We start from the raw sequence: 18,785 nt of genomic DNA on the forward strand, positions 1-18,785 counted from the left end.
ATGTCTGCGATCGGCACCGATGCCATCGAAGGGTTCAGCGCTACGCGTGACACCGCCCGGGTTACGCGGGATCGGCTGCGCGTCGGCTCGGCGGTTCTGCTGCTCGCCGCACTGGTCGGCATTCCCCTGGTGGCCAACGACTACTGGCTCAATGCCGTCCTGATCCCGTTCCTGATCATGTCGCTCACCGCGCTGGGGCTGAACCTGCTGATGGGCTACGCCGGGCAGGCCTCGCTCGGCACCGGCGGGTTCATGTCGGTCGGTGCGTATGCGACATACAATCTGCTGCTGCGCCTGCCGGAGCTGCCGTTGCCGGTCAGCCTGCTGCTCGGCGGCGTCATCTCCGGGCTGGTGGGCATCGTCGCTGGGCTGCCGAGCCTGCGGATCAAGGGCTTCTACCTCGTCGCATCGACGCTGGCGACGCAGTTTCTGCTCGAATGGCTGTTCAATCAATATGGCTGGTTCTCGAACTATTCGACCTCAAGCTCGATCTCGGCGCCACGGCTTGCGATCTTCGGCCATGATCTCTCGAGCCCGACCGGTCGCTATTTCCTGACGCTGGCCACCGTCGTCGTCGTGACTGTTGTCGCAACGCGGCTGGTTCGCAGTCAGACCGGCCGGACCTGGATGGCGATCCGTGACATGGATACCGCGGCTGCGGTGATCGGCGTTCCGGTATCCGCCGGAAAGCTGAAGGCGTTCTTCGTGAGCTCGCTGGTGATCGGGATCGCAGGTGCGCTCTGGGCCTTTGCCTATCTCGGCACGGTCGATGCGCGCAGCTTCAACCTGGATCGTTCGTTCCAGGTGATGTTTGCGATCATCATCGGCGGCATGGGCAGCATCAGCGGCAACTATCTGGGCGCCGCCTTCATGATCTTGCTGCCGATCCTGCTCGATCACGTCGGCGGCGGGTTGTTCGGAGGCGCGATCGATCCCGGACAGCTCGAAAATCTTCAGAAGGCGTTGTTCGGCGCGCTGATCGTCTGGTTCCTGATCAAGGAGCCGAGAGGGCTCGCAGCACTGCTGTCGCGCGCATGGACGCAACTGGCCGCGCGCCTCGGCCGCTAGCAAGCAACGAAACCATCAAATGCGGGCGTGAGCCCCGACGTGAATTCTGCATCAAATGGAGGGTAAGCAGATGTCTTTACGGAAACAGAAGCGGATCATGAGCAGGGCGATCGGCCTGGCTGCCCTCGTTCTGTCGGCGGCGGCCATCGGCACCACCGCCTCGGCGGAAGACGCAAAAACGCAATACTTCCCGCTCGCGACGTTTCGCGTCGGTGCCTATGCATCGAGCGGCATTCCGGTCTGGGCCGGCGAGATCGATTATTTCCGCTACATCAACGAGGTCGAAGGCGGCATCAACGGCATCAAGCTGGTCTGGGACGAATGCGAGACCAACTGGGAGGTCGAGAAGGGCGTCGAATGCTATGAACGAGTGAAGGCAGGCAAGAACGGTTCGCCGGTGCCGATCTTCCTGCCGCATGGCGATCCGATTTCGAAGGCACTGACCGAGAAATCGGTGGCCGACAAGATTCCGCTGGTCACGATCGCCTATGGCCGCACCGAGGCGATCGACGGGCGGGTGTTCCCGTACAGCTTCCCGGTCGTCTTCAGCTTCTGGAGCGAAGCCTCCTCGGCGGTCAATTTCATCGCGGAGAAGGTCGGCGGCAAGGACAAGCTGAAGGGCCTCAAGATCGCGACCGTCTATCACGATTCGCCTTACGGCAAGGAAACGCAGGTCCCGCTTGCCCACCTTGCCAAGACGTACGGCTTCGAGGACATCCAGATTCCGGTGCCGCATCCGGGCAATGAACAATCGGCGCAATGGGCCAAGATCCGCCAGCTCAAGCCCGACTGGGTATTCTTGCGCGGCTGGGGCGTCATGACGCCGGTTGCGATCAAGACCGCCGCCAAGGTGGGCTTTCCGGTCGATCATATCGTCGGCGGGATCTGGTCGGGCTCCGAGGAGGACGTTCGCCCTGCCGGCGCCGTGGCCAAGGGCTATCTCGCAATCACGCCATTCCCCGCCGGCGCGAATTTCGAGATCCATCAGAAGCTCAAGAAATACATTCTCGACAAGGGTCTCAGCGATCTCAAGGACCCGAAGAGTTTTGGCTCGGTCTACTACAATTCCGGCGTCGACGAGGCGATCGTCGCGGTGGAGGCGATCCGGACGGCACAGGCGCATTTCGGCGTGCGGCCGATCAATGGCGAGGAAGCGCAGTGGGGCCTCGAGCATCTCGACCTCTCCGAGAAGCGCCTTGCGGAAATCGGCGCCACCGGTCTCCAGCAGCCGCTGAAGCTCTCGGCGAAGGACCACGAGGGCGGTGGCGCGGGCAAGGTGCTGCAGTGGGACGGTGAGAAGTGGAACGTGGTGTCCAACGGTTGGGTGAAATCCGACCGGGACTTGCTGCTGCCCCTGATCTATGAGCGCGCTGCCGCCTACGCCAAGGAAAAGGGCATCACACCGCGCGATGCAACCAACTGATGTTGCCCTGAAGGATCGTCATGACCGCGTCGCAGTTTCTCGAAGTCGATAACATCGAGGTCCTCTACAGTCAGGCGATTCTGGCCTTGCGCGGCGTTTCGTTCAGGGTCGAAGAGGGATCAATCGTTGCTCTTCTCGGCGCCAATGGCGCCGGGAAGACCACTACGCTGAAGGCAATCTCGAACCTGCTCGCGTCCGAGCGCGGACACTTGAGCCGTGGCGCAATCAACTGGCGCGGCGAGATCACCAGAGCGCTCGATCCGGCCGACCTTGTTGCCAGGGGAGTGGTCCAGGTTCTGGAAGGTCGTCACGTCTTTCCTCAGCTCACGGTCGAGGAGAACCTTCGCAGCGGCGGGTTTGTGCGCCGGCCGAGCCGTCGTGCGCTCGCCGACGATCTCGAACGCATCTACACTTGGTTTCCGCGGCTCAGACAGCGCCGCGGCGTGCGTTGCGGCCTGACCTCGGGAGGCGAGCAGCAGATGGTTGCGATCGGGCGCGCACTGATGACGCGTCCGACCCTCGTGCTGCTCGACGAGCCTTCGATGGGCCTGGCGCCGATCATCGTGGAGGAGATCTTCCACATCATCCGCGATCTCAACAGAAACGAGGGCGTCAGCTTTCTGCTGGCCGAGCAGAACGCCCATCTTGTCCTTCAATTTGCCGATCACGGTTACGTCCTCGAGAACGGCAAGGTCGCTGCGTCAGGCACGGCAGCTGATCTCGCCGAGCGGGACGATGTTGCCCAATTCTATCTCGGTGCCGCAGCGGCCGGAACGGCGGCCGTGGAGCCGGTCCAGACCACGACTGTATGAGCAGGAGCTGCGCGTCATGGCGATTCGTTTTGGATATTGGATGCCGCTCGGCAGCGGCGGCTTCGTCATCAGCAACGTTCCGCAGCGCACCGACTGGACGCTCGACTACAACGCTTCTCTGGCGCGTGAGGCCGAAGCGCTCGGCTTCGAATATGGCCTGGCGCCGGCGCGCTTCATCGCGAGCCATGGCTGGGAGCTGCAGCAGGAAGCCATCACCTGCACGGCAGTGCTCTCGGCTCAGACCAAGCGGCTGAAGCTGATCAGCGCGATTCACACCGGCTTCTGGCATCCGGCCATGATCGCGAAGGTGGGGGCCACGATCGACGTCTATTCCAAGGGGCGGTTTGCCATCAACATCCTCACTGGCTGGTTCAAGGACGAGTTTCGCGCCTTTGGCGAGCCCTGGCTGGAACATGACGAACGGTATCGCCGCTCGGAGGAGTTCATCCAGGTGCTCAAAGGTCTCTGGACGCAAGACCGTTTCACCTTCAAGGGCGACTTCTACAGGATTAATAACGCTTGGCTAAAACCGAGGCCGATCTCGCAGCCACATCCGGAGATTTTCCAGGGCGGCAATTCCAAGGCCGCGCGCCGGATGGCCGCGAAATATTCGGATTGGTATTTTCTCAATGGCACCACGGTGGAGGGCGCCAAGCAGCAGATCGACGAGGTCCGCGCGCTCGCCAAGGCGGAAGGCCGCACCGTCAAGTTCGGGCTCAACGGCTTCATCATCCAGCGGCCGACCGAGCGGGAAGCGCTCGAGCAACTCGAGGCGATCATCGCCGGCGCCGACCCCGAGATCGTGCAGGCCTTCGCCGACCAGGTGAAGCAGGCTGGCGCATCGACAGCCGAGAGGATCGGGATGTGGGCGGACTCGAGCCACGCCAACCTGGTTCAGCCCAATGACGGCTTCAAGACCCGTCTGTTCGGTCCCCCCGAGCTGATCGCGGAGCGTATCCGTGCCTATGAGGCGATCGGCGTCGACATGATCCTTTGCGCCTTCCTGAATTTCACTGACGAACTGCCGGCGTTCGGGCGCGAGGTGATTCCGCTTTTGAAGTCGGTCAAAGCCGACTGGGTCCACGAGTCCGAGCCTGCTTGAGACGACTGCATCAAGATTTGGAAAAGGAATGAGCTGCGATCGCGGGCCAATCCGAAACGAAGCGCTCGCAGAGACGGCGATCGGCAGAGCATGCGTCGCTATTTTCGTAGCTTGCTCGACACGCTGGAAATCACGACGCATCATGATCCCGCATCCTCGATTCGGTGCGCGACCTGCACGATGAAGCCGCCGCCTGAGCGCCAGATCGCGCGCGAGGGCGCTGATCCCGACACCATCCGAACGAGTTTCGCACGTCGATGGAGGCTGCGGTGTCGCCCATGACCCAGTCTCTCCGGTTGCGCCAGAGCCAGCCATCTGGCTCCGCCGAGGCGTCACCGGGAACATTGAGCCTGGAGCCCGCGCCGCCGGGCTTCGATACTCCCCATTCGGTTGATCGCAGCGTTTTCGGGCAGTCGCTCCTCGAGCCGCCCGATGCTGACCGTCGCGAGCTGGTGATCGCGGACTGCTCGGGTGAGCTACATGTCCGGTTGCGCGACGAGCAGGCCGCCCCGCCGGCCTGCCGTGCTTGTACCGCTCGACAGCATGGGCGCGCTGCGGGCGCACGTGGCGCTACATTTCGCGCGTTGCCTTGCCGGCCAGCGCACCGGTTCTCTACCGGCGGCCTTGCGGCTGACAGCGTTTCAGAAGCGGCGATTGATTCAGCTGCTTCACGCCTTCGACGTCCACGACCTCGGCGGCGGTCCGCGAGACGTGGCAGCGAAGGTGCTCGCCTCAGACCACGCCCATCGTCGTTTGGTCGACTGGAAGGATTCGCACGCCCGCCGTAGGGCGAACCGGCTCATTCACGATTCGATCGCGCTCGTCGAGCGCGGCTATCTAAAACTCCTGCGCGGCCTCTGACCAGCACTTCGATCTCTGCAATTCGTGCGCCCAATGAGTCAACCCGCGCCTCGCTGGCAACGCTCGGCTTCGCCCGGTTGCGCTGTGGGGGGACACAATCGAAGGCCGAATTTTCGTCCATCCCCAACGCCAAAACTCTACGCAACTCTGGCCCCGACATGCCGCGACTTGGCTGCGGCGCTTCAAGGCAAGACGGAGATCTCCTATGCTCGACCAGACCGCGCAGCTCACGACGCGCTATGTGCGCACCCCCGGAGCCGCGCGCCACCTTGGCCTCTCGCGCGTGCGCTCGAGAAGCTCCGCTGCCACCGCAACGGACCGACCTTCCGCAAGCTCGGTGGCGGGGTTGTCTACGCGATCGCCGACCGCGAAACCTCGGCTGATCAGGCTGCTTGCAGCTCAACGTCGGACCCGCGCCACGTCGAGGCGCGCGCCGCCGGCAACGCAAATCGTTGAGGCTGCGCTTGCTCATGTCGTCGCGCCGCCTCATCACGCCGAGCGAGCGAAGCAAGCTCGATCCGTTCGTCATCGCCACGGGCGACGCCAGCCCGCGCGATCAGCGCGGTCTGATCGAGTGGCCATTCTTCTCGCTCGCCAAAACCAAATGCAAACGGCGTTGGTGGCAATGAGCAACTCACGGGTATTGCGAAAAGCCCGTGAGTCTGTGCTGAACAATTGACCGTAATTTACTTTCGATCCCCAACGAGGAACGCGGTGCCGATACCGGCTGCGCTTCCGATAGCCAGAAGAGGCCCCAAATAGATGAATATCGGGCTTGTCCCCGCCAATGTGATGATTGTGCTGGATGCTATTACGGCCGCGATAGCCGTCCAGGCGTAACCACCATCTTCAACGGTTTCGTTCTCGGAAGTTTTGTCGGCGTCTCGAATAGCTGCGACGGCTCCTTGCTTAAGGCCAATGAAGAAGAGGAGGGTCGCGACCGCGCCCAATGCTAATACGATGTGATATATCGACATTGCCGCTCCTTTACGTTCTTGCTGTTTCGAATTGGCTATCGGAAGCAAGAGCCGTGCTATCGCCACCGATTTCACTTCGGACATTTCGTAGCGACGCCATATCGAATTTCCGGCCATCCAGCAGGCCTGCGATAAGAACCGTCCCGCCGCTCACTCCCAAAGTCGTGAGGGTGCCCCAGAGCTCGCCATGGAAATAGCGTGCCGTTTGACCGACTACGATCGCTAGCACGACACCCGCTACGAAGCCGATTGTATTGGTAGGGGGCCAGACGATTGCTAGAACGAATGGCACCAGGATTGCCGTTCGTAGGGAGGACTCCGTCAACACCAACGAGGTGAAGTCAATGCCGGTGAGCAAGATTGCCAAGCCGACCGCTCCACCGGAAAGGATCGAAACCTTTGTAATCAGGAACAAGCGGCGCTCGTTCGTGTCCGGCCATAGCCTGTGAACGATGTCGACTGCGACGACGGAAGAGAGTGCAGAACTCGCAGCATCAACGCTGGAGTATGATGCGGCCAAGATGGTCAGGCAATAAAGAAGGACAAGGATCACGGGTAACCCAAGGTGAGACACGATATGCGGGCCGATTGCAACGATGTCGCCGCCGATATCCGCAGGTGTCAAACCGTACGCTATGCCAACGAGGCCGAGCATGCCCGCAGCGATAGGGATGGGATAGAAGAGTGCTCCTGCCCAGAAAAATACCCGTGTGACTTCACGGCTTCGGATCGACCAGACTTTCTGCCAGAGAGCCTGGTCCCCGACGGCAGTGAGCAGACCGAATGCCAAGGTGATTCCAAATCCAGCGGCGGCATCGGCTCGCAGTACGCTCAGGTTCTGGGGATTGGCTTCACCCACAGCAGAAAACACTGCGTCCGCTCCCCCGGGTATAAAGTGATACACGGCAACGACCACAATGGCGGACGGTACTGTCAGCATCAGCGTGTTCAATGTTCCGGTGATGACGCTGGTCCACAAACCGCCAAAGTAAGAATACGCTAATATGCAAAGGATGCTGGCGGTCGCGGCGAATTCGGGCTTAATCCCAAAGACGACAGACATCACAATCGACAGGCCTTTGAGGTTAATCAGTATCGCCAGCAGAATGCTGAGAATGACCGACAAGGTCACCACGCCAGACGCAAGCTTGGAGTCGTCAAAACGATGCTTGATGAATTCTGCAATGGTGTACCCATTCGGCATGCTCCGGCGAAGGATGCGCGCAAACGGGATCATGGCCATGACCGCGAAGCCGTTCGGAACGACGAACCAGAGTAGCCCTGACAAGCCCCACTGGAACGTCATCCCCGCGCTCATCAAGACCGCCATCGCGTAGGTCCAAGCCGAGATAACGGCACCCACTCCGAAGCCGAACCCCACTTGTCTATTGGCGATGATGAAACCATGAGTGTTTCGCACGAAGATGCGCTTGATCATGTAGGACAGCGCCAAAAGGACCAATGCCAGCGCGATCATTTCCAAGTAGCCATAAAATTGGGGGAGGCCCCCCGAGACCAACAATCCCTTATTCATGCGTCCCTCTTCTCACATGGTTTGGCCCAATCAGAATGTGCGGATGTGCGCAGCCAGCCGCGGCCGGCTCGGCCCCTAGGGACCGGCAGATTGCCAACAGATGATTGTTAACAATTAAAGCTCTACAATATGGATGGGTTTGTCAAGGGCAGGCTCATACCGTCCTATTTGACATTGCGCCGTCGCGCGTCGGGCATTTGTGGAGCTCTTGGCCGCCGCACTCTTGGCCCCCTCTTTGGAATACCAAGTAGTTCGGGACTAGTACCGCCGGGGGGGGGGCTTTGGGCCACTTGCAACGCAGATCTACTTGGGGATAGCGACCCCAGACATGTCCGCGAATTGAATCGCAGGTCGGGCTTGAGTCTTATCATCCGACGTGAAGAGTAAATGCTGTCCGAGCGCACACGCAGTGCGGTCGTTCGAACAACCCCCGCCCGTCTGGCCATCGAATTAAGCCGCGCGCTGGTCACGGCTCCTCAAGATCGGGAGCTCTCTAATCTTTCGGCTTAATTTTTTGACGTAGGAGCGGCTTCCACTGGCTCCCGCTCACCCACTGCAAGGAATTCGGCGAGCTCGCTATTAGAACGGTGGAAGAAGTCCCGAAACGCTTGCTCCGCAGCATCCCCGTCGCCCTTCAGGATTGGCTCAATAAGTTCATAATGGCGTGCGACGATACCACCCTCGATTCCGACAAGACGGTTAGATGAGGCGATATAAAGTCTCAATTGATTGGTGATGAGGTCATAGTGGTGAGCAAGCCGCTCGTTACCCGATAAGCTGACGATCATCCTATGCAAAGCAAGATCAGCCGCCAAAAGGGATTGATTTTCATCGCGAGCAGCATCTTCCATAGCACGGAAGACATTCATGAGAGCGGTTCTTCCAGCATCATCAATTCGCTCGGCTGCGAGACGTCCCGCCAGGCCCTCAAGGCTCGCGCGCAAGGTACCCAGCTCCCAGACATCGTGTGGGGACAAAGTTGTTACTTCCCAGCCCGTATAGGGTCGCTGCACGATCAGTCCTTCAGAAACCAGCCGTTGCAAGGCGGCCCGAATGGTTCCGCGTGACAGACCGAACTGCTCAGCCAAACTGATCTCGGTAAGACGTGCGCCCGCAGCTATTCGGCCAGACACGAGCGCATCGCGCAATCTGTTCGCAGCAACGCGGTCCAGGCTTTGTTTCGTCGCTGGCTCCAGGTCTGCAATTCCACTCATGACATTCCCCCGCGTCCACTTTTTCAGTTGCCTTTTTCCATGGAAATCAACTTTTCAGTCGACTTTTTCTATGAAAATCGCCAAAACTGTCAATTGTCAACAATTAACTTTGTCTGATAAAGAAATCAGAGAGGTCCCTGGCTGTGAACCTTTAGCTCTGACGTTCCTGCCTAGAGCGGATCAGGGCTTTTCGCCATCGCGCCATAGACAACCATTTCGCGTTTGGCCTCCCTAGTTTTTGGTGGGACCTGCATGGAGAGCCGTTTGAACGTCGATCACATCCTCAGTCCCCAGAGCCACGTATCTCTCAAAGCTGGTCGTATCGTAAAAGCCGAAGCCGTTCTCGTTGCCATTCCTTTTCAGAGCGATGCAAAGCCGGTTTGGAATTTTACCGGCGCGCCAAAAAATACGTTCGACACCATGCTGGTCAGAATCGAGACCGAAAACGGTTTCGTCGGCTGGGGAGAGGCGTTCTCACGGACGGAGGATGTCGCTCTCAAAAACCTCATCGAAACCAAGATCTTCCCTCTGATCGTCGGCGAGGATGCGGCCGCAATTTCTAAAATCAAATTCAAGCTGGAGTTCGGGCTGCAGAATTTCGGCCGCGTCGGCCCGACAATGTATGCCATCTCCGCGGTTGACATTGCTTTGTGGGACATCGCGGGTAAGGCAGCCGGACTGCCGCTGGTGGACCTGCTTGGCGGGGCATTTGCGCAAAATGTGAATGTCTATGCCAGTCTGTTGCGCTACGACAGCCAGGAAGGCGTGGCAACTGCGACCCGTCAAGCGATCTCCCGTGGATATCGATATATCAAATTACACGAAGTGAATTACCCGGAGATCGCAGCAGCCTGCCAGGCGGCCGAGGGAAAGGCCTCCATCATGCTGGACGTGAATTGTCCTTGGTCCGTGGCCGAGGCTCTTGCGATGGATGCTCGTCTTGCGGACCTCGGTCTTCTCTGGCTGGAAGAACCCGTCTGGCCACCGGAGAACTATCGTGGCCTTTCGCGCATTCGCGCCGAAAAGAACCACCGCATTGCCGCTGGAGAAAATGCCGGCTCACTTCACGACTTCGCTGCGATGATCGATGCACAGGCGATCGACATCGCGCAGCCCGACGTCGCCAAGACGGGCGGTGTTACGGAATTGTTGAAAATCTCAGCACTATGCGAAGCAAGCGCGGTCGAGTTCGTGCCGCACTGCGCCCTCTTTGGCCCGGGAATGATCGCTACCCTTCACATTAACGCCGCACAACGCAATGTGCCTTTGCTGGAACGACTTTACTGCGACTTCGAAGCCGAACTTTTTGGAGGCGCTACCATCCCGAAAGAAGGCAAGCTATTCGTTCCCCAGGGCTCGGGACTTGGAATTGATCCCGACCCCGAGGTCATCGAACGTTACCGCGTCAAATGATCGACACACATTTGATTGGACACGGCGTTGAAGTTCGATCCCGCCCGGCGAGCAGATCTTGTCGCATAGGTTGCCTATGACAATACCAATACGTCTTGCCATGAGTTGGGAAGAGTGGATCAAACAAGATGCCATTGCTCTTGCGGAGCTGATTCGAACCAAACAGGTCAATCCACGGGAGATCGTGGCGCAGGGAGCGGCGGCGGTCGAGCGTCTAAATCCTCAGCTCGGCGCCGTGCTCGAAGTCTATGAAAATACACTTGAAGATATCCACGTCGACGGTCCAGACAAGAACGGCAGGCTTTACGGCGTGCCGATGCTTCTCAAAGACCTCGGTTCTAGCCTCAAGGGACGCAAGCAGGAGGCAGGGTCGAAGCTCTATCGCAACCGCGTGGCGACATCGACCGATCCGGTCGTCGAGAACCACCTGTGCGCTGGGCTGATTCCAATCGCGCGATCGACCACGCCTGAATTCGGAAATTCATTTGATACCACCACCGATTATCTCGGGAAGGTCGTGGTCACCCGTAATCCGTGGAACTTGGATCGAACGCCAGGAGGCTCCTCGGGAGGGTCGGCAGCAGCAGTCGCAGCAGGGATCGTTCCGATCGGCACATCGTCGGACGGAGGAGGGTCAACCCGCATTCCCGCATCATTCTCCGGGTTGGTGGGGCTCAAAGCAAGCCGCGGGCGAGTGCCCCAGCCGCTCGCACAAAATGAGTATATGAGCCGACACACCATAGACGGCGTTCTGACGCGTAGCGTCCGCGACACCGCGGCCATGTATGATTACCTCACGCGCATCCCCGATGGCGGCGCGTTCATACCCATGGGAGCCCCCGTCGCATCTTACTTGTCGTTGACCTCCCGCGATCCGGGCACGCTCCGCATCGGCCTATCGAATGGGCGCTGGGGACGCAGCACGGAGACGATAACCGAGGTGTCGGAGCGCGTACAAACTGTGGGCGCTCTACTGGATAAGGTTGGCCACAGCGTGGAAGAAATTGACGACACCTCGATCTGCGATTGGGACGGCATGTGGGACGGCTATGTCACGACCTGGATTTCAAGCAAGGCCCAGCTTCCGCATGAGGCGGAAAAACAACCAATCAACCCTCGCAGTTTGTGCCGTTCAACCGCCGTCCAAGCGCGTTCACTTCCATTGCGAATACGTCTCGAAACAATCTTCTTTTCGTTCGAGCAGTCCGGAGACTCAATTTGAGGCGACATGATCGCTCCGTCGCTGCAGACGATGCAGCTTGCTACATGAACATCAGGAAAATCAATCGAAGTAAAGAGGACCCGCTCGCGGAGGACCGGCTCGCGCGCGAGCCGGTCCGAGTGCGGCCACTGCCGTATTCCAGCGTCGAGCAATTTCGGCTGTACTTCCGAAACAAGTGCGTTCGTGCTTCCCTACCACCACCGTTCAGCATGGATGTCATGCTCGGCAAACAAAAATTGAAAACACCTGTCGCGCGTCTCCATGGATAATGAAGATCCTGGTTCGAGATCAAATAAGCCGATCGGATGTTCGCCCTCCAATCTATCTGTAAGCATTTTGAGAAGCGAGGCGGAAAGCCGTTTCCTGCGCTTCAAGAGGTCAATCTTGAAATAGGAGCGGGTGAATTCCTGTCGATCATTGGTCCGTCCGGTTGTGGGAAGACAACCCTGCTGAACCTTATCGCCGGCTTCATCGAACCGACCTCTGGCCGCGTGCTGAAGAAGGGCGCCGAAATCGTCGGTCCCGGTCCCGACCGCACAATGATGTTTCAGGACTACGCGCTGTTTCCCTGGCTCACGGTTGCCGACAACATCGCTTTTGGCTTGGGAGCGCAGCGGTTATCGGCATCCGAGCGAGACGCGCGTGTGCGTCACTTCATTTCGTTGGTCGGCCTGGATGGATTTGAGAAAGCGTATCCGTCTCAATTGTCAGGCGGCATGCGACAGCGGGTGAGCATTGCACGCGCCCTTGCCCCCGATCCTGACGTCGTGCTGATGGATGAGCCATTTGCCGCCCTGGATTCGCTGACACGCGACCGGCTTCAGGAGGAGTTGCTCGCCATCTGGTCCCGCGCCCAGAAGACATTCGTGCTGATCACGCACAATGTAGAGGAAGCCGTGTTCCTAAGCGATCGGGTCGTCGTGATGGGGTCTCGGCCCGGGCGCATACACTCGGTCATTGACGTCGCGATCCCGCGGCCGCGCGCACCTGAGATCCGCGTCCGGGATCCCTTATTTCTGGATATCAAGCACGAGGTGCTGGATTTGCTTGGCCGCGTCACTCCGGCCGTGGAGCGTCATTGATGTCCTTGTTGCAAGCTAACGCTCACTCACCAGAGCGCGGAGCCGCTGCACCGACCGATGTTGGCCAAACCAGACCGACCACGTTCCCGTTTGCCGAGGCGAAATATTTCCTCCCGCTGCTGGTGGTGCCACTTCTATGGGAGATCGGCGTCCGGTCCGCGATCATCAACGCAAATCTGTTTCCGCCGCCATCCGCGATCGGGGCCGCGCTGATAGATCTCGCGCGCGCCGGTATGCTGTGGCGCGACGCCTCTGCCAGTATTCTCAGGGTTCTGGTCGGCTTTTCGATCGCAACGCTCGCGGGAGTCGGTCTCGGCCTTCTTTTAGGGCGCCTATCGTTGCTGGCCCGGTACGTGCTTCCGCTGATCGAGGTGATTCGTCCGATCTCCGTCATCGCATGGATCCCGATCGCGATCCTGTGGTTCGGCCTCGGCGACCGACCCGCCTGGTTCCTGATCGCCCTAGGCGCGTTCTTTCCAATATTCACCAATACGTACGATGGCGCCCGCTCGCTTGCCGATGTCTACGTGCGCGTCGCGCGTTGCTTTGGAGCCCCACGGGCCTTGTTTATTCGCCAGGTCCTGCTCCCGGCGACGGTACCGCATATCCTCACCGGAATGCGCATAGGGCTCGGCACCGGCTGGACTTGCGTCATCGCCGCCGAACTGGTCTCGGCGACCTCAGGCCTTGGCTACATGATCCAGCTTGCGCGGACCACGATCGAGACCGAGAAAGTTCTCGCCGGCATGCTGGTGATCGGCTTGATCGGCTTTGCCATGAATAGCCTGATGCTGCTTATCGAGCGCCGACTTACGGTGCGTCAGGGGCTGCCAGATTGAATTCCTTTAGACCATTGGATGGGGTGATGTCATGAGACGCAGAACGTTCCTGATCGGCGCGGGCACCGCCATTGGCGGCCTTTCCACAGGCTTCCCGATGCCGGCGATCGTCGCGGCCCAGAGCAAGGCGTTGACCAGGATCACGCTCGGCTATCAGAGCCTCTGGGCCGGTGGTGGCGAAATCTTCGAGGCATTACGCCATACGAACATTCTCGAACTCAACGGGATCGAGGCCGAGTTCAAGACCTTCACCTTTGGCGGACCGCTGGGTGAGGCGGCCGTCGCTGGCAGCATCGACAACATCTATGCCGCGGACGCGCCCACCTTGCGCGCGATCTCTCGCATTCCATCCTCCAAGGTGCTGCACCGAACGCACGATCAGCGCTTTGGTATCGTCGTCCGCAACGATTTCAAGGGCACGACGCTGGCCGACCTGAAGGGAGCGAAACTGTCAGGGGCGTTCGGGACCACGGTGTTTCCCCGAAGCATTCAGGCGGTCGTCGCGGCCGGGATCAAGGAGCCGTTCAAGGACATCACGATTATCAACCAGGATATTGCCGAGCAGGCCGAGTCCCTGAAGAGTGGGCTCGTCGATGCCGTCACCACGTGGGATCCGACTTATGAAAGATTATTGCAGCAGAAGATCGGCAGGGAGTTGTGGCGCGATCCAAAAGGCGCCTCCGGGATTCAAGCATTGAGTGGGCCCTGGCTCGCCCGCAATGGAGAAGAGGCGGCGATCCGATTTCTCAAGGCATGGATCTTAGCGGTATGGTGGACTTCGAACAATCTTCCCCAGGCTGACGAATGGTTTGCGCAAACCTCGCGCCTCGACGCCAGCCTGCTGCGGGCGGCAACCGATGCCGATCGTTATCTGCGCGCGCCAGTAAAGGACGTCGAATCGCTCGACTTTGTCGTCTCTGATGCTGAGATTTCGGAAAGTCAAAAGGTCCTTGACTTCCTGCACGAGCAGAAGCTGCTCACAGCGCGCCTTGAGGCTGCATCCTACTATGACCGCGGGCCCCTGACCGTCGCGCAAAAGCAGATCGCAGCCGGCGATTTCCCGGATCCCGCCAAGATCAAGGTCGTGGGCTGACGGTGAGAAATGGGATGGCCGCAGCGTCGTCGCCGCCTGAATCGGAACTGAAATGAATCGAGATCCTCGCTTCCACGGGACGCCATCCCCGGCGGACTTCGACGAGAGCCCGCTCGCGCGCGTGCTGCGCCGGCCGATGATCCTCGGCCTGTTCCTGCCCACCCAAAGTGGAGGCTGGTCCGCCTCGGCTGCGCCCCGCTCGACATCGTGGGAGTTCGACTACAACGCGGCACTCGCGCTTCGTGCCGAGGAGCTGGGCTTCGATCTGGTGTTCGGCCTGTCGGAATGGGTTCGTGCCGGAGGCTATGGCGGCAAGATCCGTTTCCGGGAGGATTCGATCGACCCGTTCATGGCCGTCACGGCGCTCGCAGCCCTCACCAAACGATTGCTGTTGCTCTCGACTATCCACATTCTTTACGGCCCGTGGCACCCGATGCATCTGGCTCGTTTCGCGGCCACCGCCGATCACATTTCCAAGGGACGCTTCGGTATCAACGTTGTGACCGGGTTTTCTCCGACAGAGCCGCTCATGTTCGGCATGCGTCGCCAGGAACATGACCTTCGCTACGAGATGGCGGATGAGTTCATGTCGATCGCGAAGCAGCTTTGGCAATCGGAGCACAATTTCACATACGAAGGCCAGTTCTGGCGACTTGAAGATGCGTTCGTGCGCCCCAAGCCGCGCTATGGGCGGCCCATTCTTGCGAGCGCAACCGGGTCACCAGCGGGCTTCTCTTACGCAGCGCGCCACTCGGATCTCGTCTTCATCACAAGTCCGGCCGGCGCTAACGTCCAGCGTGCAATTGAGGCGCTGCCGGCGCATACCGCCAAGCTCAAGGCTGAGTCGCAAAGCTTCGGACGCAACATCCGCACCATCATAAATCCAATGATCGTTTGCCGTCCGACGGAAGTAGAGGCGAGGGCCTATTACGACGAGATCGTCCGCCTGGCGGACATGGAAGCGGCTGTCGGCTATGCCAACCATTTCAAGAGCGGCGACACCAAGGCTTGGACCAACCATGTGCCGCGTGAGCGCATTCTCGGCGGAAACGTGCATCTGATTGGAAGCCCGGAGCAGGTTGCCGATTGGCTGATTGCCCTAAACAAGGCGGGCTGCGACGGAATGCAGATCTCGTTCTATGATTTTCGCGACGACCTGGAATTCTTCGGCAAATCTGTGTTGCCGCTGCTGCACCAAGCCGGGGTCCGATGATCAGTCTCCTCAAATCAGTAATGCCCCCTCGCTCAATGCCGCCGACTGTACAACGAGCCGCGGCCTCTATGAATGGGCAGTAGCCTGGCATCAAGTTCGCTCAACGACGATCGAGACTCCTACTCACGTCGCCGTGCGCCGCCTTGATCACCGTTTCTGATCCCTTAAGGGCGGTGTTGGCGATGCTCCATCCTTGCAAGCCCGATGTCTCTCGCACGTCGTCATCGGCCGCGGCAAGGATTTCCTCGGCCCAGTGCTTCAAGCAAGCGGTCGAGGTCGAGGTTTGGAATCCATCGTGTCATCAAGTGCTCCAGTTAGGTTGATGCGTAGCAATGTGCGCCGCATCCGCCGCGATTCGTACCGTCTCTATTTGTCCTTGTATGGGGGATGTGATGACGACGCAGGAAAACGTCTGCATTCTGTCCTCGAAGGCCTGCCGCCTGGCAAAGTGCCGATTCGCACGCTGCACGTCGGACATCCTAGGTCCGTTGATGCAGAAGAAGTCCGGTTTCAATCCGCCGGAGTTTGGCTCGAGCGCGAACCTGTCGGAGAGAACGCCGTTGCTCAAAGGTGATTCGATCGCAGAGCGATTGTCGCAAGTTGAGCACTATCGTCCGGACAACGTCGGTGCATGAAGGCGAATGCAAAAGCGCTCGCGAGAGCGGCAACATAGCAGAACCGTGTCAGACCGGTAGACATCTTTGGAAGGACATTCGCACGTGGGCGGATATCATGTTCCCAACGAGAGTGGTGCACCCCCCGGAAGGGCGCGGGACTTCTTCTGCGCTGGTTTGCTGCATGACATCACGCGACACGCGACCCAGTCGCTGACGGCTCGCAATTCGTCTCGATTGACGTCTGAGTGAGAGAAGCACATGACCGAAACACAATATCCCGCGCTTCCTGAACGAAAGACCGGTTGGCCTCGCCGCCGTCTGCTGCAGATCCTGGCGGCCGCATCCGTGGCACTCCCGGCCGGAGTGGCTTTTGCGCAGAGTGAATCGAGCGGAAGCCGCGGGGCTCGGCCCAAGGAAATCCGCTTCGCCTACCAGCGCGGCGGCATCCTGGTCGTTGCGCAGCAGCAGAAGGTGCTCGAGAAATTCTTTCAGCCGCACGCGACCGAGATTGTCTGGAAGCTGTTTTCCTACGGCAACCCGGCGCTTGAAGCCGTCAACGTCGGCAGCATGGACTTCTCCTCATCGGGGAACACTCCCATTATTTTTGCGCAGGCCGCCGGCTTCGATGTGCAGTACGTCGCGGCGCAAAGATCGGGAGATGGCGGTGAGGGGATTGTGGTCCTTCCACAGAGCGGAATCCGGCATGTCGGTGAGCTGAAAGGCAAAAAAGTCGCGGTGGCAAAGGGGACCAGCTCTCACTATTTTCTCGTCGCAGCGCTCCAGAAGGCTGGTCTCGGGTATGAAGACGTGACAGTTGTGTTCCTCGCGCCATCTGAGGCGCCCGGAGCGCTTTCGCGCGGCGATGTCAGCGCCTGGGTGGTCTGGGATCCCTATCTGGCGCTGGCCGAGCAACGATTCAACGGACAGGTCATTGACGCACTAGGCCCCGACATCAAATCGTATAATTTCCTCGTCGTGCGGCGCGGCTTCGCAAATGAGCATCCCGAAGCGTTGAGGGAGGTCCTCACCCAACTTCGTCCGATCGGGAGTTGGGCCCAGGATCATCGTAACGAAATCGCGCAACAGCTCGCCGAAATAACGGGAATCGAGCTGGAAACCCAGCACCTCGCTGCGCAGCGCGCCAACTATGCCATCACGCCACTAACCGACGACATCATCGACAGCCAGCAGGAAGTGGCCGATCTGTTCTTCAAGCTTGGGCTCATTCCCAAAGCCATCAAGATCCGCGATGCCGTCTGGAATTGGCAGGCCTGAGGCACTCGCCACGTAGAATTTTGCCGGATTATGCGCTGGAACCGTGCCAGCTGGTTAGTAGGACGACGATGATCATCGACAGTCATGTTCACGTAGGAACATTTCCTTCCGTCGAAAGCGCCGGACATCTGTTGTCGTCAGCGCCCGATGTCGTCGCGTTTCGAACGCGTCATCGCGAGCTTTACGAGCGGTTCGCACACGAGGAGCCTCTCGACAATGGCGAGACGCTGATCGGCGACATGGACAGGTTCGGGATTGGAAAGGCGATCGTGCAAAGCCGACCGGGTGTCGGCAACGATCTGGTGGCGGCGATCGCAGCGCGTCATCCTGGGCGGCTCATCCCCATTGCCGTCCCGACGCCGTGGCCGACACCGATCGATGATCCGCGCGAACCGCGCAACATGATGTCCCCCAAGGGGGTCGCCGCCGAACTGGAGCGTTGTATTGTCGATCTCGGAATGGTCGGCGTGGGGGAGATCTTCGTGAGGCGCCTGACACGCAGACTCCATCCCGAAGACATTGCAGATGACCTTGCTCCGATGATGGAGGTGATTGCCCGTCACCAGGCCAGTGTCCAGATTCCCACGGCGTGGACCCAGCTCCCCGGCGGGCTCTACTACGGCGATCCCATATGGGTCGACGAGGTAGCGAGCCGCTATCCTTCGGCGCGCGTTATCCTGACCAAGATGGGCAGGGGAATAGACCACTACTTCGAGAATTGCCTGTCGGTGGCGATGCGGAACGAAAATGTCTATCTGGAGATATCCGGGTCGTCGTCGAGCCATTTGAGGCGAGCCTTGCAGGCGATTGGCCCGAAGCGGCTGCTGTTTGGCACGGATTGGTCACCGGTCTGGAGGTTCGTCCGCGATCCTGCACCGGTGGTGCTGAAATCAATCCGCAACGTCGAAGAAGCGACCGAGGATCCGGACATCAGGCGCCAATTGTTCGGCCTGACCGCGCTGAGCTTGTACGATGTCGCGATCTCGAGATGGGAACGACATAGACAAGGTGCTAACCCTTGAAGTGGATGACGCGCCCTT

18 protein-coding genes and 2 pseudogenes are annotated in these 18,785 nt (G+C 59.6%); 16 read left to right on the forward strand and 4 right to left on the reverse strand.

Annotated features, from left to right (window positions below; all coding sequences use genetic code 11):
* The 7 genes and pseudogenes from H8B02_RS09015 to H8B02_RS09040 all read left to right on the forward strand — a co-directional run.
* Positions 1-1,068, forward strand: a complete 1,068-nt coding sequence (locus H8B02_RS09015; protein WP_229165874.1) for a branched-chain amino acid ABC transporter permease — start codon at positions 1-3, stop codon at positions 1,066-1,068.
* A 70-nt stretch (positions 1,069-1,138) separates the two neighbouring features.
* Positions 1,139-2,491, forward strand: coding sequence for an ABC transporter substrate-binding protein (locus H8B02_RS09020; protein WP_229165875.1), 1,353 nt, complete (start codon positions 1,139-1,141; stop codon positions 2,489-2,491).
* A gap of 20 nt (positions 2,492-2,511) precedes the next feature.
* Positions 2,512-3,303, forward strand: a complete 792-nt coding sequence (locus tag H8B02_RS09025) for an ABC transporter ATP-binding protein (protein ID WP_229165876.1) — start codon at positions 2,512-2,514, stop codon at positions 3,301-3,303.
* A gap of 16 nt (positions 3,304-3,319) precedes the next feature.
* Positions 3,320-4,405 carry a dimethylsulfone monooxygenase SfnG gene (sfnG, locus tag H8B02_RS09030; RefSeq protein WP_229165877.1) on the forward strand — a complete coding sequence of 362 codons (1,086 nt, stop codon included), beginning with the start codon at positions 3,320-3,322 and terminating at the stop codon, positions 4,403-4,405.
* 278 nt (positions 4,406-4,683) lie between these two features.
* Positions 4,684-4,863, forward strand: a pseudogene (locus H8B02_RS49350) (DUF7012 domain-containing protein); the annotation flags it as partial.
* A gap of 22 nt (positions 4,864-4,885) precedes the next feature.
* Positions 4,886-5,266 carry a DUF2285 domain-containing protein gene (locus H8B02_RS09035; protein WP_229165903.1) on the forward strand — a complete coding sequence of 127 codons (381 nt, stop codon included), beginning with the start codon at positions 4,886-4,888 and terminating at the stop codon, positions 5,264-5,266.
* A gap of 470 nt (positions 5,267-5,736) precedes the next feature.
* Positions 5,737-5,871: pseudogene (locus tag H8B02_RS09040) on the forward strand (replication initiator protein A); the annotation flags it as partial.
* 81 nt (positions 5,872-5,952) lie between these two features.
* Here H8B02_RS09040 and H8B02_RS09045 read toward each other — a convergent pair.
* The 3 genes from H8B02_RS09045 to H8B02_RS09055 form a co-directional block, all read right to left on the reverse strand.
* Positions 5,953-6,243 carry a hypothetical protein gene (locus H8B02_RS09045; RefSeq protein ID WP_229165878.1) on the reverse strand — a complete coding sequence of 97 codons (291 nt, stop codon included), beginning with the start codon at positions 6,241-6,243 and terminating at the stop codon, positions 5,953-5,955.
* A 10-nt stretch (positions 6,244-6,253) separates the two neighbouring features.
* Positions 6,254-7,777, reverse strand: coding sequence for a sodium:solute symporter family transporter (locus H8B02_RS09050; protein ID WP_229165879.1), 1,524 nt, complete (start codon positions 7,775-7,777; stop codon positions 6,254-6,256).
* Between the two features lie 506 nt (positions 7,778-8,283).
* Positions 8,284-8,991: a GntR family transcriptional regulator gene (locus tag H8B02_RS09055; protein WP_229165880.1), complete on the reverse strand. Its 708-nt coding sequence runs from the start codon at positions 8,989-8,991 to the stop codon at positions 8,284-8,286.
* 264 nt (positions 8,992-9,255) lie between these two features.
* Here H8B02_RS09055 and H8B02_RS09060 point away from each other — a divergent pair, with 264 nt between their 5' ends.
* The 6 genes from H8B02_RS09060 to H8B02_RS09085 all read left to right on the forward strand — a co-directional run bounded on the left by H8B02_RS09060 (position 9,256) and on the right by H8B02_RS09085 (position 15,853).
* Positions 9,256-10,404 carry a mandelate racemase/muconate lactonizing enzyme family protein gene (locus H8B02_RS09060; protein ID WP_229165881.1) on the forward strand — a complete coding sequence of 383 codons (1,149 nt, stop codon included), beginning with the start codon at positions 9,256-9,258 and terminating at the stop codon, positions 10,402-10,404.
* 100 nt (positions 10,405-10,504) lie between these two features.
* Positions 10,505-11,626: an amidase gene (locus tag H8B02_RS09065; RefSeq protein WP_229165882.1), complete on the forward strand. Its 1,122-nt coding sequence runs from the start codon at positions 10,505-10,507 to the stop codon at positions 11,624-11,626.
* A 305-nt stretch (positions 11,627-11,931) separates the two neighbouring features.
* Complete coding sequence (locus H8B02_RS09070) at positions 11,932-12,708, forward strand: ABC transporter ATP-binding protein (RefSeq protein ID WP_229165883.1); 777 nt, start codon at positions 11,932-11,934, stop codon at positions 12,706-12,708.
* Positions 12,708-13,547, forward strand: coding sequence for an ABC transporter permease (locus H8B02_RS09075; protein ID WP_229165884.1), 840 nt, complete (start codon positions 12,708-12,710; stop codon positions 13,545-13,547). The genes H8B02_RS09070 and H8B02_RS09075 overlap by 1 nt, the downstream gene beginning before the upstream one ends.
* A 31-nt stretch (positions 13,548-13,578) precedes the next feature.
* Positions 13,579-14,640 carry an ABC transporter substrate-binding protein gene (locus tag H8B02_RS09080; RefSeq protein WP_229165885.1) on the forward strand — a complete coding sequence of 354 codons (1,062 nt, stop codon included), beginning with the start codon at positions 13,579-13,581 and terminating at the stop codon, positions 14,638-14,640.
* Positions 14,641-14,692: 52 nt separating this feature from the next.
* Positions 14,693-15,853 (forward strand): LLM class flavin-dependent oxidoreductase, encoded by a 1,161-nt coding sequence (locus tag H8B02_RS09085; protein ID WP_229165886.1) that lies wholly within the window; start codon positions 14,693-14,695, stop codon positions 15,851-15,853.
* 100 nt (positions 15,854-15,953) lie between these two features.
* Here the strand turns inward: H8B02_RS09085 and H8B02_RS09090 are convergent, their stop codons facing one another.
* Positions 15,954-16,115 (reverse strand): hypothetical protein, encoded by a 162-nt coding sequence (locus tag H8B02_RS09090; RefSeq protein ID WP_229165887.1) that lies wholly within the window; start codon positions 16,113-16,115, stop codon positions 15,954-15,956.
* Between the two features lie 130 nt (positions 16,116-16,245).
* Between H8B02_RS09090 and H8B02_RS09095 the strand changes: the two genes are divergently transcribed.
* From H8B02_RS09095 to H8B02_RS09105, 3 genes are all read left to right on the forward strand, one after another.
* Positions 16,246-16,488 carry a hypothetical protein gene (locus tag H8B02_RS09095; protein WP_229165888.1) on the forward strand — a complete coding sequence of 81 codons (243 nt, stop codon included), beginning with the start codon at positions 16,246-16,248 and terminating at the stop codon, positions 16,486-16,488.
* Between the two features lie 240 nt (positions 16,489-16,728).
* Positions 16,729-17,745, forward strand: a complete 1,017-nt coding sequence (locus H8B02_RS09100) for an aliphatic sulfonate ABC transporter substrate-binding protein (protein WP_229165889.1) — start codon at positions 16,729-16,731, stop codon at positions 17,743-17,745.
* A gap of 68 nt (positions 17,746-17,813) precedes the next feature.
* Positions 17,814-18,767 carry an amidohydrolase family protein gene (locus H8B02_RS09105; RefSeq protein ID WP_229165890.1) on the forward strand — a complete coding sequence of 318 codons (954 nt, stop codon included), beginning with the start codon at positions 17,814-17,816 and terminating at the stop codon, positions 18,765-18,767.
* Positions 18,768-18,785 lie beyond the last annotated feature (18 nt).

Origin of the sequence: Bradyrhizobium altum, assembly GCF_020889705.1 — a bacterium.
GTDB classification, from domain to species: Bacteria; Pseudomonadota; Alphaproteobacteria; order Rhizobiales; family Xanthobacteraceae; genus Bradyrhizobium; species Bradyrhizobium altum.

What these genes read in the sequence shown, in the direction of transcription:
- H8B02_RS09075 (WP_229165884.1), top strand. Translation starts at nt 12,708, where the DNA reads ATGTCCTTGTTGCAAGCTAACGCTCACTCACCAGAGCGCGGAGCCGCT.
- H8B02_RS09085 (WP_229165886.1), top strand. Translation starts at nt 14,693, where the DNA reads ATGAATCGAGATCCTCGCTTCCACGGGACGCCATCCCCGGCGGACTTC.
- H8B02_RS09070 (WP_229165883.1), top strand. Translation starts at nt 11,932, where the DNA reads ATGTTCGCCCTCCAATCTATCTGTAAGCATTTTGAGAAGCGAGGCGGA.
- H8B02_RS09080 (WP_229165885.1), top strand. Translation starts at nt 13,579, where the DNA reads ATGAGACGCAGAACGTTCCTGATCGGCGCGGGCACCGCCATTGGCGGC.
- H8B02_RS09015 (WP_229165874.1), top strand. Translation starts at nt 1, where the DNA reads ATGTCTGCGATCGGCACCGATGCCATCGAAGGGTTCAGCGCTACGCGT.
- H8B02_RS09050 (WP_229165879.1), bottom strand. Translation starts at nt 7,777, where the DNA reads ATGAATAAGGGATTGTTGGTCTCGGGGGGCCTCCCCCAATTTTATGGC.
- sfnG (WP_229165877.1), top strand. Translation starts at nt 3,320, where the DNA reads ATGGCGATTCGTTTTGGATATTGGATGCCGCTCGGCAGCGGCGGCTTC.
- H8B02_RS09045 (WP_229165878.1), bottom strand. Translation starts at nt 6,243, where the DNA reads ATGTCGATATATCACATCGTATTAGCATTGGGCGCGGTCGCGACCCTC.
- H8B02_RS09055 (WP_229165880.1), bottom strand. Translation starts at nt 8,991, where the DNA reads ATGAGTGGAATTGCAGACCTGGAGCCAGCGACGAAACAAAGCCTGGAC.
- H8B02_RS09025 (WP_229165876.1), top strand. Translation starts at nt 2,512, where the DNA reads ATGACCGCGTCGCAGTTTCTCGAAGTCGATAACATCGAGGTCCTCTAC.
- H8B02_RS09020 (WP_229165875.1), top strand. Translation starts at nt 1,139, where the DNA reads ATGTCTTTACGGAAACAGAAGCGGATCATGAGCAGGGCGATCGGCCTG.
- H8B02_RS09065 (WP_229165882.1), top strand. Translation starts at nt 10,505, where the DNA reads ATGAGTTGGGAAGAGTGGATCAAACAAGATGCCATTGCTCTTGCGGAG.
- H8B02_RS09105 (WP_229165890.1), top strand. Translation starts at nt 17,814, where the DNA reads ATGATCATCGACAGTCATGTTCACGTAGGAACATTTCCTTCCGTCGAA.
- H8B02_RS09095 (WP_229165888.1), top strand. Translation starts at nt 16,246, where the DNA reads ATGACGACGCAGGAAAACGTCTGCATTCTGTCCTCGAAGGCCTGCCGC.
- H8B02_RS09100 (WP_229165889.1), top strand. Translation starts at nt 16,729, where the DNA reads ATGACCGAAACACAATATCCCGCGCTTCCTGAACGAAAGACCGGTTGG.
- H8B02_RS09035 (WP_229165903.1), top strand. Translation starts at nt 4,886, where the DNA reads ATGTCCGGTTGCGCGACGAGCAGGCCGCCCCGCCGGCCTGCCGTGCTT.